Below are 13,957 nucleotides of genomic sequence, written 5' to 3' on the forward strand. Positions count from 1 at the left end.
GAAGAAATGGAAGGGGAATAAAATAATGGAACGAATTTGCATTCTTGCATTTCTTGGAATTAACAGTTGGAAAGATATACGTACAAGAGAAGTTTCACTTTTGTCAATTGTTGTATTTGGAATTGTGGGAATGATAAGAGCCTGCTTTCTTGGAACTGTGAGTGTGGATTTGGTATGGAATGTCTGTATGGGGGCCGCTGTGATCATGCTCAGTATTATCTCGAAAGGCGCTGTTGGGATGGGAGATGGTCTTTTATTTCTGTCGCTTGGAACAGTACTGTCTTTTGAGGAACTTTTGTCAGCATTTTTATTGGGACTTTTTTGCTGCTGTTTTTGGGGAATTGTGGTGTTATTTCTGTCAGGAAAAGGGAAAAAGACTGAGATGCCTTTCGTTCCATTTCTTATGTTGGGATATATTGGAGGTTTGATTTATTGAAAAAGAGAATGAAAAGGGGAAGCATGACAATAGAAGCAGCACTTTTAATGCCGCTGCTTTTGTTGGTTGTGACGATAACTTTGTATTTGTTTTTTTACGTACATAATAAGGTCTGGCTCACAGCCGCGGCTTACGAAGCAGCTCTTGACGGCAGTCTGGAAACGGCACGGCCAGAAGGGAAAAGCCGTGATAAAGCATTAAAAAAAGGAAAAGAACTTGGAAACTCTGGATTTTATGAAAGCAAAAACCTGAAACTTCAGGTCAGCGAAGGAAAAAAAGTGCAGGTAACGTATGATCTTGATATGTTTTCCTTATATGGAGGATTTAACAGTCATTTGCAGGTAAAGGGAAGTGTAAAAGTAATAAAACCGGTAACCTGGATCCGAAAAGTAAAGGGACTTTCTGAGGTGTCAAATAAGCTGAAGGGGTAAAAAATGAAATCAGAATATAAAAGAGATATAAATGGAAATTATCTTGTGCTGTATGAAAATGAAGAACCAGATACTTCTTCTTATCAGATGAGAATGCTGGTTGGCAATTCGATTCCATCTATTCTTAAATGCAGAGTGCAGGGAGTTGATGGACAGTTTATGGTGTGTTATGACATTACCTCCAAACAGTCTTTGCTTTCTCTTTATGAAGAAAAGAAAATGGGTTACGAAGATCTTCAGATGATCCTGGGTGGATTTGTGCAGGTGATGGAAGATATGTCAGAATATTTGCTGAATCCATGCAGGTTAGTATTGAAGCCAGAGTATATGTATGTAGATGTGGAAAAGAGACAGATCTATTTTTGTTATCTTCCTGGATATGATGAAGATGTGAGACAGAAATTTCAGGAACTGACAGAGTATATTCTTCCGATTCTGGATCATGAAGACTCAAAGGCTGTAATGCTTGGGTATGGAATATACAGAAGAGCTTTGGAAGACAGTTTTCATTTGGAATATATAAAAAAGGAACTTTATCAGGATAGAGAGGAAATAGAAAAAACAGTTGGTTCCTCAATTTTGCAGGAATCAGGCACTATGACAGAGAAAAGGTGTAATTCAGATGGCAGTGAGAAAATTGATCTGTTTGAAAATTATGGGGAGTCAAAAGAGGAAAAGCCTCAGGAAGAACATCTGGAAGAGTTGCTTTGGGAGGAAGAATTATCTGAAAAAAAGAAAAAAGATGTTGGGGGTACGTCTAAAGGATTTTTGATTTGGTGTGTAGCAGCTGGATTTTTTGCACTGGTGGTTGTGGCCGCAGAAACACTGGGGTATCTGCCGAGGGTATCTATGCAGGTTATTCTGGGAGTGGCAGCTGGGATTATGGTAATTGGAATGTTGTGTACCTGGGGTGTGTCCGTTATAAAGAATAAGAATTGCATCAGACATGAGAAAAAGGGACATCTGGAAATACAGAATAAAAGAGAAAATAAAAAAGTGAGTGAAGACTCAGGAAAAGATAAGGTGAACTTTAAAGATAGCATTGAAAGAAACACGACTTCAATGCAAAATACAGCAGAAGTATTGCACCAAAAAGAAAAAATATCAATATCACAAAAAAATTGCGGCGAAACAGTGGTGTTATCTGCGAATATTGTTACTGGACCGGCAACTCTTGTAAGCCGTGAACCTGGTGAACTTGCTACGATTTATCTTCAGAATGAACTTACGGTAATTGGAAAAATGGAGAATGCAGCGGATGCGGTGATCGAACTTCCTACAGTAAGCCGGATACACGCGAAGATACGGAAACGGGAGGGAGAATATTATCTTACGGATTTGAATTCACGCAATGGAACATCTGTAAATGGCAAAATTTTAAAAGGGGATGAGGAATATTGCCTTCAGGATCAGGATCAGATAGACTTTGCGCAGGCCAGGTATGTGTTTCTGAAATAAAATAACAGATTTTAAAAATTTACCGGGTTTGATCTGTTGAGGTATCAGAGAAATTGTGCTATACTTATTCTATTATCAGAAAGTAACGAAAACAGTGTTGAAAGTAGACTGAAAATATCGAGGTGATGGCGTGGAAGAAATAAAAAAAGAACCAATAACGGTTCTTTTTATACTTCTGAATATATTGATATTTCTTGTTGTTGATTTTACCGGCGGATCAGAAAATACTGCTCACATGATTGAGTGTGGAGCCGCCTATCCACCGCTGATTCTTGAAAATGGAGAGATATACAGGTTATTTACCTGTATGTTTCTGCATTTTGGAATTTATCATATTGCCAATAATATGCTTGTCCTTTTTGTACTGGGACAGCGCCTGGAACCGGTTGTAGGGAAGATTAAATTTATTTTAATTTACCTTCTTGGCGGTCTTGGTGGAAATATTTTTTCTTTTATTATGGAAATGAAATCAGCGGATTATGCAGTGTCAGCTGGTGCCTCTGGTGCCGTTTTTGCAGTAATGGGAGCAATGCTCTATGTAGTTATTCGAAATCATGGAAGAATTCAGGATATTTCCGTACGACAGATGATGATCATGGCCGGATTCTCATTGTATTTCGGTTTTACAAGTACTGGTGTAGATAATGCAGCCCATGTTGGCGGCATGGTTTGTGGATTTATCCTGGCGGCAGTTCTTTATCATCCGGGAAATTTTTCTGGCAGAACAATGTGGAAGGATGTTTCCCCATCGGATTCAATTTCTGCATAAATGTTTCCGCTGTGAGCCTGGATGATCTCTCTGGTGATTGCCAGCCCCAGTCCGGTTCCACCCTCTTTGAATGTTACAAATGGAGTAAAAATTTCATTCAGCTGTGATTCCGGTATGCCGCATCCATTGTCAGTTATGACAATATGTACCCTTTGGTCACTGGAAAAAGCACATAATTTTACTTTTCCATCAGCACTGGAAATTGCTTCTGCTGCATTTCTGAGCAGATTCAGTAAAGCCTGCTTTAATTTAACGGGATCAATAAAGAGGGCAGGCAGTGAGGGCGAAATATCAGTTTTTAAGGTAATGCCCAGGTACTGGTAAGTGGGCTGGATACTGGAAATAATTTCCTTAAGATAGGCAGTAAAAGCAGTTCTTTTCCGTTCAAGTTTATGGGCATTATTGTAATCCGAAAGATTATTTAACAATTCTTTGGTATACTCCAGATTAGCTGTAATATCATTCCAGTAATCAAATGAGACAACTTCAGGATGTGTGTCTTCAATCATCTGAATCTCACTGTTAATAAGTGCTATGGGATTGCGTATCTCATGGGAAAATCGTGATAGTATCAGATGAAATTCATCCTGTTTTTTGTTTAAGATTAAATTATTTTTCATAAGCTCACCTCAAGTGAAGTGTATCATTGAAGTGGACAAATGACAAATAAAATCGTACTTAAAAAATCGAGATTATTCGACAGAAATAAAAAATACTGTTCCAAAAATTTTTTAAAAAATTTTGGAAAAAAATGTGATTTTCGCTATTATCAGACGTATAATTTATATATTCTATTTGGGAGGATAAGACTATGAGTGATTGTATTTTTTGCAAAATTGCAAACGGAGAGATTCCATCAGCAACATTGTATGAAGATGAAGACTTCAGAGTAATTCTGGATCTGGGTCCTGCAAGTAAAGGACATGCCTTGATCTTGCCGAAAGCGCATGCGGCTAATATCTATGAGATATCAGATGATATGGCTGCGAAAGCAATGATTCTGGCAAAGAAAATGGCCACAAAAATGACCGAGGCGTTAAAGTGCGATGGTTTTAACATTGTACAAAATAATGGCGAACCGGCAGGACAGACTGTTTTTCATTTTCATATGCATCTGATTCCGAGATATGAAGGAGATCAGGTGGGAATTACCTGGAAACCTGGAACTTTAACAGACGAGGTGAAAAATGAAATCCTGGAGAAATTGAAAAGCTGCTAGAAAACGGGGTACACAAGATGAATAGCGAAGAATTTAACACATTTTACAGACGGTATTATAAAGTCTCTGTTAAAATCGCAAATGGAATTGTACAAAGCCGTTTTACAGCCGAGGATGTTACACAGGAGGTATTTTCATACTTTTACGAAATAAAAGAGAGACTGGATGCTTCCAGCGAAGAAAAGCTTCACGCATTGGTGGTATGGAAAACAACCAATAAAGGAAGGGACTACCTGAGAAAATCATATGTAAAGCGGGAAGTAATGTTTGACAATGATGTGGCTGAATTGCAGTATCGTACTACAGAAAGCGCAGAAGCGGCATTACTGGGGCTGGAAAAACAGAAATATTTATCAATGGCATTTGAAGGCCTGCGACGGAAAAATTTAATTAACTATATGATTTTTATGCGAGTTGTAATGGAAGGTGTATCTACTGAAGAAGTAGCGCGCGAATTTGGCTATACAAGAAATAATGTAAATAACAGAGTACTTAGAGCCAGAAAATGGCTTTTAGCAGAAATTTTAAGACTGGAAAAAGAGTAAAATTAAAAAGCATACCTCTGTTAAATAACAGAGGTATGCAGTGTAAAATCAGGAATGAATACATTCTTCAATGAGATTCACAATATGCTGAATAGAATTTAAGTTTTTGCCTGCAGACATAGCCGCAATATATTTATTACGTTCCTGATAGAGTTTGCGGATTGCCTCTAAGAGAGACGCTTCTGTAATCTCTTCCTCCTCCAGTACCATACTGTAACCCTGGCGCTCGAAGGAGCGGGCATTGAGAATCTGATCACCGCGGCTTGCCTTTGCGGACAATGGAATTAAGAGATTTGGCTTTGAAAGTGCGGCAAGTTCACAGATAGCATTAGCTCCTGCACGGGAGATTACTACATCTGCCAATGCAAACATGTCAGGAAGCTGTTCCTGAACATATTCATATTGGACATAACCTGTCAGCTGGATACTTTCATCCGTTTTTCCCTTGCCGCAAATATGAATAACCTGGAATTCTTTCAGCAGTTCAGGAAGAATTTTTCGTACATTTTCGTTTACAGAAGCAGCACCCAGACTGCCGCCAATTACCAAAAGAACTGGTTTATCTGAAGTAAAACCACAATATGCGCGAGCGTGTTCTTTATTACCATGGAGAAGCTCCTGACGAATAGGAGTACCTGTAAGAACTGCCTTATCTTTTGGAAGATTATTTACAGTTTCTGGAAAGTTACAGCAGACTTTTGTGGCGGAAGAAAGGCAAAGCTTATTAGCAAGTCCCGGAGTCATATCAGATTCATGAATGATTGCCGGAATGTGGCGTTTGCCTGCGGCAATTACCACTGGTACTGTTACGAAGCCACCTTTGGAAAATACTACATCAGGCTTTAATTTTTTCATAAGACTTTTAGCCTGAAAATAGCCTTTTATAACGCGAAATGGATCTGAAAAGTTTTTCAAATCAAAATATCGTCTTAATTTACCGGAAGCAATTCCATAGTAAGGAATACCAAGCTCCTCAATAAGCTGTTTTTCAATACCATTGTAGGAGCCGATGTAAGAAATTTTATAACTTTTTTCCTGTAAAGCGGGAATCAGAGCAATATTCGGGGTAACATGTCCGGCAGTACCACCGCCGGTAAGGATAATATGCTTCATAGGATCCTCCTGAATAAGTGTTTAATAGTTACAGTTCACTTTGTGAATAGCGACCTATTTAATAAATATGAACCCCTAAAAGGGAATTGTCAAGAAAAGAAAAAAATCTGGGAGAAAAAAATGAACAAAAAAAAGATAGGAGAGAAAACCGACAGTCTGTTAGAAGCTGAAATGATCAAAGAAGCAAAAATGATAGAAGAAAGTCTTCTTGGAAATGCTGCAAATGATTTTGAGATTTCGGATGAGGAACTGGATGAGGCGTATCAGCAGTTTTTAAAGAAAATGAAAGCAGAAGGCAAACTGGATGAAGATAAAATAAATGAGGCCAATTCTGCAAAAGCTATGAATAATGATACAAAGACTGCTGAAATAGTGAAGTTTCCAGGATTCCGGAACGAGGCGTCCAAAGAGGAAAATTTAAAAGATGCTCAATCAACAGAAAGTTCAGCTGAGGAAATTGATTTTATTGCAGGATTTTCTGATAAGCTACGTCAGTTTGAAAAAGAAGAAAATAAACCCTGGTACAAATATGGAAAGGCAGCAGGGATTGCAGTTCTTGCTGCAATCGGTATTCTTGCCGGAAGTATGGCAAGCCAGGCTGATTCAGCGAAATTTGTCAGCTCTGTTCAGCATATTATAAATAGTGAAGATGTTATGCCATAAAAACAGAAAAATATATGTAATATAAGTAAGAGTTCGGGTAAAAGGGGGAATCTGTATGAAGATCACTTTTATTGGAGCAACACATGAAGTTACCGGGAGCTGCTATTATCTGGAAGCAGCAGGAAAAAAGTTTCTTGTAGACTGTGGAATGGAACAGGGACCTGATTATTATGAAAATAAAGATATTCCTGTGCCTCCGGGAGAATTAGATTTTGTGCTTTTAACACATGCACACATGGATCATTCCGGAAATCTTCCTGCTATTTACGCAAAAGGCTTTAAAGGACCTGTATATGCCACAGAGGCAACCTGTAATCTTTGCGATATTATGCTCCGTGACAGTGCCCATATCCAGATGTTTGAGGCAGAATGGCGTAACCGCAAGGCAAAACGTCAGGGGAAGCCTGAATTTGTTCCAGCTTATACCATGGAGGATGCATTAGGGGTTATTCGTAATTTTGTAGGCTGTCCATATGAGACTGGAATAATTCTTGGCGAGGGGCTGAGAGTAAAGTTTATTGATGCAGGTCACCTTCTTGGATCAAGCAGTATTGAGGTGAATATCTGTGAAGCTGGAGTTGAAAAAACAATTGTATTTTCGGGAGATATAGGAAACAAAAATCAGCCGCTTATAAAAGACCCTGCCTATTTTAGAAAAGCAGACTACGTGGTAATGGAATCTACATACGGAGACCGGAGCCACGGAGAGAGACCAGATTATGTGCGCCTTCTGGCAGATGTCATTCAGGAGACCTTTGACCGGGGCGGTAATGTGGTAATTCCCTCTTTTGCAGTGGGAAGAACGCAGGAGATGCTGTATTTTATCAGACAGATAAAAGCAGAAGGCCTTATTCACGGGCATGATAATTTTAAAGTGTTTGTAGATAGCCCTCTTGCAAATGAAGCAACAAATATTTTCGGTATTCATAAATATGATTGTTTTGATGACGAGGCTCTGGAACTTATTCGAAAAGGAATCAATCCTCTTAGCTTTCCTGGTTTGAAGATATCCGTAACAAGTGAAGACTCAAAAGCAATCAATTTCGATGATGACTGTAAGGTGATTATTTCTGCCAGTGGAATGTGTGATGCAGGAAGAATTAAACATCACCTGAAACATAATCTGTGGCGGGAGGACAGCACCATTCTTTTTGTGGGCTATCAGGCTGTTGGAACTCCGGGACGCGCCCTTTTGGAAGGAACTCAGGAAATAAAACTCTTTGGTGAACCGGTGCACGTTGCAGCAAAAATCTGCCGTATGCCGGGAATCAGTGGCCATGCAGATGTAAATGGTCTGGTTGACTGGATAAAAGCATTTGAAGTAAAGCCTCAGAAAGTGTTTGTTACTCATGGCGAGGATACTGTGACAGAACTGTTTGCTGCAAGACTGCGTGATGAGATGAACTATGATGCATATGCGCCATTCAGTGGAACAGAATTTGATCTGGCTGAAGGCGAATTTCTGTACGAGGCAGAGGGCGTTAAGATACAGAAGCCTGCTGCGTTACAAAAAGCATCTAAGGCTGCAAAGGTATACGAAAAGTTGCTTGCGCTTGGATACAGACTGCTTTCCGTCATACGCAAAAACGAGGGCTGTGCAAACAAAGATCTGGAGAAGTTTTCAAGGGATGTCCAATCTTTATGTGATAAATGGGACAGAACTGATGGGTAAGTGTTACAGTCTGAAAAGAAATCCCCGGGACAAAAATCCCGGGGAAGTAATTATGAAATCGCTTCTTTTAAAGCAGTGGCAAGCTGGTCTGGGCATGAAGTAGGTCTGCGTCCACACTGGATTCCCTCCAGGCGTGCAATTACTTCTTTCGCCGGCATACCTTCTACAAGTTTGGCAACTCCCTGTGTATTTCCAGAACATCCACCAATAAATTTCACATTGTGAACTTTCTGTTCATCATCAATATCATATTGAATTGCCATAGAACAAACACCTTTTGTTTTATATTCCATTGTTTTTTCCTCCAATCGTTATGTAAAATCAGGAGCTCAGGAACGCTGGTCAGGTTATGAACAGCAATAGCTTTGCACCTTCTCTCATTATAGCAGAAGATATTATAAGTTTCCATGCCAAATTTAAGTTGGATATAGCAAGAAGTTTTGGTATAATGTCAGATGAAGAAGCAGTTAACTTTCAAAAACAGAGGAGAATGCTAAATGAAAACAATTGGTATTATTGGCGCAATGGAAGTTGAAGTTGCGATTTTAAAAGAAAAAATGGAAGATGTACGAATTATAAAAAAAGCTTCCATGGATTTTTATGAGGGAATACTTGCTGGGAAAAAGGTTGTTGTAGTGCGTTCCGGAATTGGCAAGGTAAATGCTGGTATCTGTGCTCAGATTCTGGCAGATGTATTTTCAGTAGATGCGATCATTAATACAGGAATTGCAGGAAGCTTAAATAAAAATATTAATATCGGTGATATTGTTCTTTCCACAGATGTTGTACAGCATGATATGGATGCTACCGGATTTGGATACCGCAAGGGACAGATTCCGCAAATGCCTGTATTTTTCTTTAATGCAGATGATAATCTCCGCAGACTTGCTGCAGAAGTATGTAAGGAAGTAAATCCGGATATTCAGGTATTTGAAGGAAGAATTGCTTCTGGAGACCAGTTTGTCTGCGATCAGGATGTTAAGAATCGAATTGTATCAGAGTTTTCAGCATATGCGACTGAAATGGAAGGTGCAGCCATTGGACAGGCAGCATACTTAAATGAAATTCCGTTTCTGGTTGTCCGTGCTATTTCTGATAAGGCTGATGGAAGTGCGCAGATGGATTACAGCGAATTTGAGAAAGCAGCTGTTGACCATAGTGTGAGGCTTACTTTAAATATGCTGGCGCGTATTTGAAAAATCATTCCCGCAATCTGCACGCCCCACTTTGCGGTATATTTTTCCCGAATTCAGTTGCCGTAGCCCGCTACGGCGCCATCATCCGGGCAAAATCTTCCACAAATTGTGACGTACATCTTGCAGAAAGCCTTTTTCAAACACGCTTTGGCGCGTATTTGAAAAATGGTGCAATTGACCGAAAAACGGAAGCTTGCATATAATGAGAGTGAAATGGAAAAGGAATCGAAATTGCTGATATGATATATAAAGATTTTTATCCATTTTACACAAGCTATGCAAATCCCTTGCTCTACCGGGGAGAAAAGGAACAAGAAGAGGAATTTTTTCTGATGAAATCCTACTATCCGGACACTGCCAGAAAGATACAGGAAAAAGTGGAAGAAGAATGTGATCTTCAGGATTATGAAGGCAGCCGGCTTTACGATGAATATCCTGACAGGTTTATGTTGTATCACCTTGGAAGGAAGATCGTGGATGAAGTAAAATCAGAGGCTGATATGGAAGCAATGTCTGATGGACTTCTTGGTGATCTGGTAGAAGTGCTTCTTTTTCATGAAATATCACGAAGAAGATGCCGACGAAGAAGATGCAGGGGAGATTTTTACAGATAAGACGCATCAAAATGACAATTAGAGGTTGCTGTGAGCGGAGTGAACAGTAACGATTACAGAATATAAAAGAAAATAATTATAATAAAAATGAAAACAATAGATGAATATTTAGAGGAACAGATAAATGAACAGCTGTGTCAAGCTATCCTAAGCGGCAGCAGAGGGGACGGACCATCCAAAGTAAAAATACGCCCGGTAGAAATCCGGGGGAAGGTGGTTTATCAGGCTTCTGAAACTGTAGGGACGAAGGTGCTCCATAAAAATTATTCCAGAGAGGAACTGATTTCATATTTAAAAGCGGGGCTGCAGCATGATTTTTCTCAGCTTCAGGCAAGTGGGATGGCGCTGGATGGAACTATTCTGGTAAGCAAAAAAGGAAAGATGACCATAAAGACCAGACGTCATCCCGAAAATGGAAAAGGTCTGGCTTTCGGAAAGGACAAGACCTTCAGCAAGGGCACGCAGATATTGGCCCACAATCGTGTAAAGCAGTACATACTTAAGGAAAATATTCCAGTCCCCTTTCTTGTTGATCTTGGTGTTATGAATAAGGAAGGCAGGATTATTACCCAAAAATACGATAAGTTCCGACAGATCAATCGATTTCTGGAATTTATTCAGGACATTCTTCCAAGACTGGATCAACAGCGGGAAGTGACCATTCTTGATTTTGGATGCGGAAAGTCCTATCTTACATTTGCCATGTATTACTATCTGAGAGAACTGAAAGGTTATGATGTAAATATTATTGGTCTGGATCTGAAAACAGATGTAATAGAAAAATGTAATCATCTTGCAGTAAAGTATGGATATGAAAAACTGCATTTTTATCAGGGAGATATTGCTGATTATGAAGGTGTTTCTTCTGTTGATATGGTAGTAACCTTGCATGCCTGTGACACAGCTACAGATTATGCTCTTGCGAAGGCTGTGGAATGGGGAGCGAAAGTTATTTTGTCTGTACCCTGCTGTCAGCATGAGGTAAATAGACAGATAAAAAATGAAGTGTTGGAGCCTGTACTGAAATATGGCATTCTTAAGGAGAGAATGGCTGCTTTGATGACAGATGGAATTCGAGCCAATCTGCTGGAAAGTATGGGGTACGAAACTCAGATTCTGGAATTTATTGATATGGAGCATACACCCAAGAATTTGCTGATCCGTGCTGTAAAGACAGGCAAACCAAAAGATATGAAGAGTACAGTGCAGCTTATGAAGGAACTGCATATAAATCCTACACTGGAAAGACTTCTGTACCGTGAAGGGGAGGTACAATCAGAGAGTTAAGAGGAGAAAGAATGATTAAATTTTTACGCAGAGCAGTGATTCTCCTGTTTGTTTTTGTTCTCGGCGTGGCAGGAAGTTCGTTCCTGCTGAATAGTGAGACTACGGATGACCGCTCTGATATGAATGATCCGGTTTTTCCGGAGGTAATGGTTGATTTTGATGGAAATTATGCAAACAGGATGTATGGTTATGCACAGCCTATGCAGTCTGATTTTACCAGGGACAGTGTGACGCCTATTGATACATCCAAGGAACTGTCCTTTGTTATAAATGCCTATGATACAAAGGTGAAAAGCCTTTCCTATGAGATACGTACCTCTGATGGCAGTAAGGTACTGGAAAATCGTAAGATTAAAAGTTTGGATAAACAGGACAGCTATCTGACAACAACGATTAAGCTGAGCAGTGATCTTCTGATGAACCAGGAGTATTCTTTGCAATTATCTCTTGAGACAAATAAGGGAACAGCTTATTACTATACAAGAGTAGTTTCCAGATCCAATGTGAATGCTGCTCAGTACGTGAAGTTTGTTGCGAGCTTTTATGAAAAATGTCTGGATAAAGCGTCCGCCGAGGATCTGACTGCTTACCTGGAATCAGACACATCCAGTACATCTACCAACTATACAGACATTAATATCAATTCTACATTTGCCCAGATCAGCTGGGGCAATCTGAACCCTCAGATTTACAGAAAGGGAATTCCTGTAGTGAAGGATATTAATGAAACCACAGCCAGTCTTTCTGTTGAATATCAGATTGCGGCACTGGATGAAGATGGAAACCAGGAAATCTATGATGTGACAGAATTTTACCGGATGCGTTATACTGAAACCAGAATCATGCTTCTGGATTTTAAACGAAGCGCATCACAGGTGTTTGAGGAAAGCTCCATCAGCATTTCCGACAAGGGGCTTTTGCTTGGTGTCAGAGACAAAAATGTAGAATACATGATGAATGAAAAAGCAGGAGTGCTTGCGTTTGTTCAGGAAGGAGATTTATGGTCTTATTCTCCTGATGATGGAAAATTTTCCAGAATTTTCAGTTTCCGCAAAGAAACGGATGGAGATTTCAGGGATTCCAGATACCAGCATAATATAAAGATCATCCGTGTGGAAGATAACGGAGATGTGGACTTTGTTCTTTATGGATATATGAACAGAGGCGTTCGGGAAGGATACTGTGGCGTTTGTGTATATCATTACAGCAATGATCAGAATGTGGTGGAAGAAAAAGTATTTATTCCGTCTACAGAATCCTACGAATTCCTGAAAGAAGATCTTGGAACATTATCCTATGTCAGTACAGAAAATGCTCTTTACCTTTTATTTGCAAATAAGCTTTATAAGATAAACATTTCAGATGGTACCAGTGAGGTTCTTGAGGAAGGAATTAAAAAAGATGACTTTGCTGTTTCGGATACAGGTGCACATGCTGCATGGATCATTCAGGAAGGTGAAAGCGCCGGAAATATAAAAGAAATAGATTTTGAAACATTAGAAACCAGGAGTCTTGCACCATCTTCAGGACAGTCTTTAGTGCTGAATGGATTTATGAATGAAGATCTTGTTTATGGAATCGTAGTTGATGGAGATGTGATCGCAGACGATAATGGTCATGAGACTACGGGGATTCATACGGTCCGTATTGAAGGATTTGATGGAACTTTGAAAAAAGAATATCATCAGGATGGATTGTATGTAACTGATATTACCATGGGAAACACTATGATGGAATTTCAGTTGTCCAAGAAGACAAAAAAAGGATACAAAGCAGTAAGCAAGGATAATATTCTGAATAATTCCAAAGCCTCGACCAATACTGTATCCGTGGAACTTGTGACAAATTCCAGAACCGGAACTCAGATACGACTGGCTCTCACTGAAACGCCTGAAATTCAGGAACCGTTAGTCGTTTATGCAAAAATGAAAAATATAGGTGATGACCGTATTATTCTGGATACGCAGATTCCTGAGGAAGATATTTACTATGTTTATGCAAAAGGAGGATTGGACAGTACATTCACAGATCCTGCACTTGCGCTTCAAAGAGCAGATGATCAGACTGGTGTTGTGCTGAATCGTGCTCAGCAGTATGTATGGGAGCGTGGAAATAAGAAGACAAAGCTGACTCTTAATCTGGAGGATGTGCCGGAAGCAATGAAGAGTGCATCCCTGGATGTTACAGCACTGCAGGAGGCTCTTGGGGATGAGGGTACTATCATTGATTTGTCTGGTTGTACATTAGACAGTGTCTTATATGAGGTCAGCGCCCAGCGTCCGGTAATTGCCAAGACCGGGGATAATACCAGTGTTGTGATCATAGGATATGATGAATATAACACATATCTGTACGATCCGCAGAAAGGGGAAACTTATCCTTACGGTATGAATGACAGTACGGAGCTGTTTGAAAAGGCCGGCAATATTTTTATAAGTTATGTTGAGAAACTGAAGCTTTAAAGTGGCTGTTGGGAAAGCCGGTACAGTCCGATATTGAACATGTATGCAAAAAATGCTAGATGTGAAAGATGCAGCAAAGTGGTGGTTAACAG

15 protein-coding genes and 2 pseudogenes are annotated in these 13,957 nt (G+C 39.7%); 13 read left to right on the plus strand and 4 right to left on the minus strand.

The genetic code is table 11. The features are described from left to right. The first annotated feature begins 25 nt into the window (after window positions 1-25). From AB5642_RS08900 to AB5642_RS08915, 4 genes are all read left to right on the plus strand, one after another. Window positions 26-436, plus strand: a complete 411-nt coding sequence (locus tag AB5642_RS08900; protein ID WP_173719050.1) for a prepilin peptidase — start codon at window positions 26-28, stop codon at window positions 434-436. Continuing rightward, window positions 433-867: a TadE/TadG family type IV pilus assembly protein gene (locus tag AB5642_RS08905; RefSeq protein WP_227200609.1), complete on the plus strand. Its 435-nt coding sequence runs from the start codon at window positions 433-435 to the stop codon at window positions 865-867. Before AB5642_RS08900 ends, AB5642_RS08905 begins: the two co-directional genes overlap by 4 nt. A 3-nt stretch (window positions 868-870) precedes the next feature. Beyond that, window positions 871-2,325: a DUF6382 domain-containing protein gene (locus AB5642_RS08910; protein ID WP_118578003.1), complete on the plus strand. Its 1,455-nt coding sequence runs from the start codon at window positions 871-873 to the stop codon at window positions 2,323-2,325. A gap of 130 nt (window positions 2,326-2,455) precedes the next feature. Beyond that, a complete protein-coding gene (locus AB5642_RS08915) occupies window positions 2,456-3,094 on the plus strand; it encodes a rhomboid family intramembrane serine protease (protein WP_226855113.1) in 639 nt (212 codons plus the stop codon). Here AB5642_RS08915 and AB5642_RS08920 read toward each other — a convergent pair. Further along, window positions 3,025-3,714, minus strand: coding sequence for a HAMP domain-containing sensor histidine kinase (locus AB5642_RS08920; RefSeq protein WP_148462200.1), 690 nt, complete (start codon window positions 3,712-3,714; stop codon window positions 3,025-3,027). The two genes, AB5642_RS08915 and AB5642_RS08920, sit on opposite strands and share 70 nt — an antisense overlap. A 191-nt stretch (window positions 3,715-3,905) precedes the next feature. Between AB5642_RS08920 and AB5642_RS08925 the strand changes: the two genes are divergently transcribed. Then, the gene (locus AB5642_RS08925) at window positions 3,906-4,313 is read left to right on the plus strand and encodes an HIT family protein (protein ID WP_118578001.1); all 408 of its coding nucleotides are present in this window, start codon (window positions 3,906-3,908) and stop codon (window positions 4,311-4,313) included. A 17-nt stretch (window positions 4,314-4,330) separates the two neighbouring features. Then, window positions 4,331-4,858: an RNA polymerase sigma factor gene (locus AB5642_RS08930; protein ID WP_118578000.1), complete on the plus strand. Its 528-nt coding sequence runs from the start codon at window positions 4,331-4,333 to the stop codon at window positions 4,856-4,858. A gap of 48 nt (window positions 4,859-4,906) precedes the next feature. On the opposite strand, the gene AB5642_RS08935 is transcribed toward AB5642_RS08930, so the two are convergent. Beyond that, entirely contained in the window at window positions 4,907-5,971 is a 1,065-nt protein-coding gene (locus AB5642_RS08935; protein ID WP_173719051.1) for an undecaprenyldiphospho-muramoylpentapeptide beta-N-acetylglucosaminyltransferase, read from the minus strand. Between the two features lie 120 nt (window positions 5,972-6,091). Here AB5642_RS08935 and AB5642_RS08940 point away from each other — a divergent pair, with 120 nt between their 5' ends. Both AB5642_RS08940 and AB5642_RS08945 read left to right on the plus strand, forming a co-directional pair. Beyond that, window positions 6,092-6,634 (plus strand): hypothetical protein, encoded by a 543-nt coding sequence (locus tag AB5642_RS08940; protein ID WP_173719052.1) that lies wholly within the window; start codon window positions 6,092-6,094, stop codon window positions 6,632-6,634. Window positions 6,635-6,689: 55 nt separating this feature from the next. Further along, a complete protein-coding gene (locus AB5642_RS08945) occupies window positions 6,690-8,306 on the plus strand; it encodes an MBL fold metallo-hydrolase RNA specificity domain-containing protein (protein ID WP_118577997.1) in 1,617 nt (538 codons plus the stop codon). A 50-nt stretch (window positions 8,307-8,356) separates the two neighbouring features. Here the strand turns inward: AB5642_RS08945 and AB5642_RS08950 are convergent, their stop codons facing one another. Further along, on the minus strand, window positions 8,357-8,599 hold the full coding sequence (locus AB5642_RS08950; RefSeq protein ID WP_118577996.1) for a TIGR03905 family TSCPD domain-containing protein: 243 nt from the start codon (window positions 8,597-8,599) through the stop codon (window positions 8,357-8,359). A gap of 204 nt (window positions 8,600-8,803) precedes the next feature. Between AB5642_RS08950 and AB5642_RS08955 the strand changes: the two genes are divergently transcribed. Continuing rightward, window positions 8,804-9,502, plus strand: a complete 699-nt coding sequence (locus tag AB5642_RS08955) for a 5'-methylthioadenosine/adenosylhomocysteine nucleosidase (protein WP_118577995.1) — start codon at window positions 8,804-8,806, stop codon at window positions 9,500-9,502. On the opposite strand, the pseudogene AB5642_RS08960 reads toward AB5642_RS08955, so the two are convergent. Further along, a pseudogene (locus AB5642_RS08960) lies at window positions 9,430-9,621 on the minus strand (DUF6783 domain-containing protein). The gene AB5642_RS08955 and the pseudogene AB5642_RS08960 overlap by 73 nt on opposite strands. Between AB5642_RS08960 and AB5642_RS08965 the strand changes: the two are divergent. From AB5642_RS08965 to AB5642_RS08980, 4 genes and pseudogenes are all read left to right on the plus strand, one after another. Then, window positions 9,559-9,705, plus strand: a pseudogene (locus tag AB5642_RS08965) (DUF6783 domain-containing protein); the annotation flags it as partial. The pseudogenes AB5642_RS08960 and AB5642_RS08965 overlap by 63 nt on opposite strands. Before the next feature lie 36 nt (window positions 9,706-9,741). After that, the gene (locus AB5642_RS08970; protein ID WP_173719053.1) at window positions 9,742-10,116 is read left to right on the plus strand and encodes a hypothetical protein; all 375 of its coding nucleotides are present in this window, start codon (window positions 9,742-9,744) and stop codon (window positions 10,114-10,116) included. Window positions 10,117-10,203: 87 nt separating this feature from the next. Further along, complete coding sequence (locus tag AB5642_RS08975; protein WP_173715847.1) at window positions 10,204-11,403, plus strand: methyltransferase; 1,200 nt, start codon at window positions 10,204-10,206, stop codon at window positions 11,401-11,403. A gap of 11 nt (window positions 11,404-11,414) precedes the next feature. Continuing rightward, on the plus strand, window positions 11,415-13,865 hold the full coding sequence (locus tag AB5642_RS08980) for a hypothetical protein (RefSeq protein ID WP_173719054.1): 2,451 nt from the start codon (window positions 11,415-11,417) through the stop codon (window positions 13,863-13,865). Window positions 13,866-13,957: the final 92 nt, after the last annotated feature.

It is taken from the genome of Ruminococcus sp. 1001136sp1_2201st1_G3_2201SCRN_220225 (genome assembly GCF_040924365.1).
GTDB classification, from domain to species: domain Bacteria; phylum Bacillota; class Clostridia; order Lachnospirales; family Lachnospiraceae; genus Blautia_A; species Blautia_A faecis.

What these genes read in the sequence shown, in the direction of transcription:
- AB5642_RS08925 (WP_118578001.1), top strand. Translation starts at nt 3,906, where the DNA reads ATGAGTGATTGTATTTTTTGCAAAATTGCAAACGGAGAGATTCCATCA.
- AB5642_RS08950 (WP_118577996.1), bottom strand. Translation starts at nt 8,599, where the DNA reads ATGGAATATAAAACAAAAGGTGTTTGTTCTATGGCAATTCAATATGAT.
- AB5642_RS08935 (WP_173719051.1), bottom strand. Translation starts at nt 5,971, where the DNA reads ATGAAGCATATTATCCTTACCGGCGGTGGTACTGCCGGACATGTTACC.
- AB5642_RS08975 (WP_173715847.1), top strand. Translation starts at nt 10,204, where the DNA reads ATGAAAACAATAGATGAATATTTAGAGGAACAGATAAATGAACAGCTG.
- AB5642_RS08930 (WP_118578000.1), top strand. Translation starts at nt 4,331, where the DNA reads ATGAATAGCGAAGAATTTAACACATTTTACAGACGGTATTATAAAGTC.
- AB5642_RS08970 (WP_173719053.1), top strand. Translation starts at nt 9,742, where the DNA reads ATGATATATAAAGATTTTTATCCATTTTACACAAGCTATGCAAATCCC.
- AB5642_RS08940 (WP_173719052.1), top strand. Translation starts at nt 6,092, where the DNA reads ATGAACAAAAAAAAGATAGGAGAGAAAACCGACAGTCTGTTAGAAGCT.
- AB5642_RS08910 (WP_118578003.1), top strand. Translation starts at nt 871, where the DNA reads ATGAAATCAGAATATAAAAGAGATATAAATGGAAATTATCTTGTGCTG.
- AB5642_RS08920 (WP_148462200.1), bottom strand. Translation starts at nt 3,714, where the DNA reads ATGAAAAATAATTTAATCTTAAACAAAAAACAGGATGAATTTCATCTG.
- AB5642_RS08955 (WP_118577995.1), top strand. Translation starts at nt 8,804, where the DNA reads ATGAAAACAATTGGTATTATTGGCGCAATGGAAGTTGAAGTTGCGATT.
- AB5642_RS08980 (WP_173719054.1), top strand. Translation starts at nt 11,415, where the DNA reads ATGATTAAATTTTTACGCAGAGCAGTGATTCTCCTGTTTGTTTTTGTT.
- AB5642_RS08945 (WP_118577997.1), top strand. Translation starts at nt 6,690, where the DNA reads ATGAAGATCACTTTTATTGGAGCAACACATGAAGTTACCGGGAGCTGC.
- AB5642_RS08900 (WP_173719050.1), top strand. Translation starts at nt 26, where the DNA reads ATGGAACGAATTTGCATTCTTGCATTTCTTGGAATTAACAGTTGGAAA.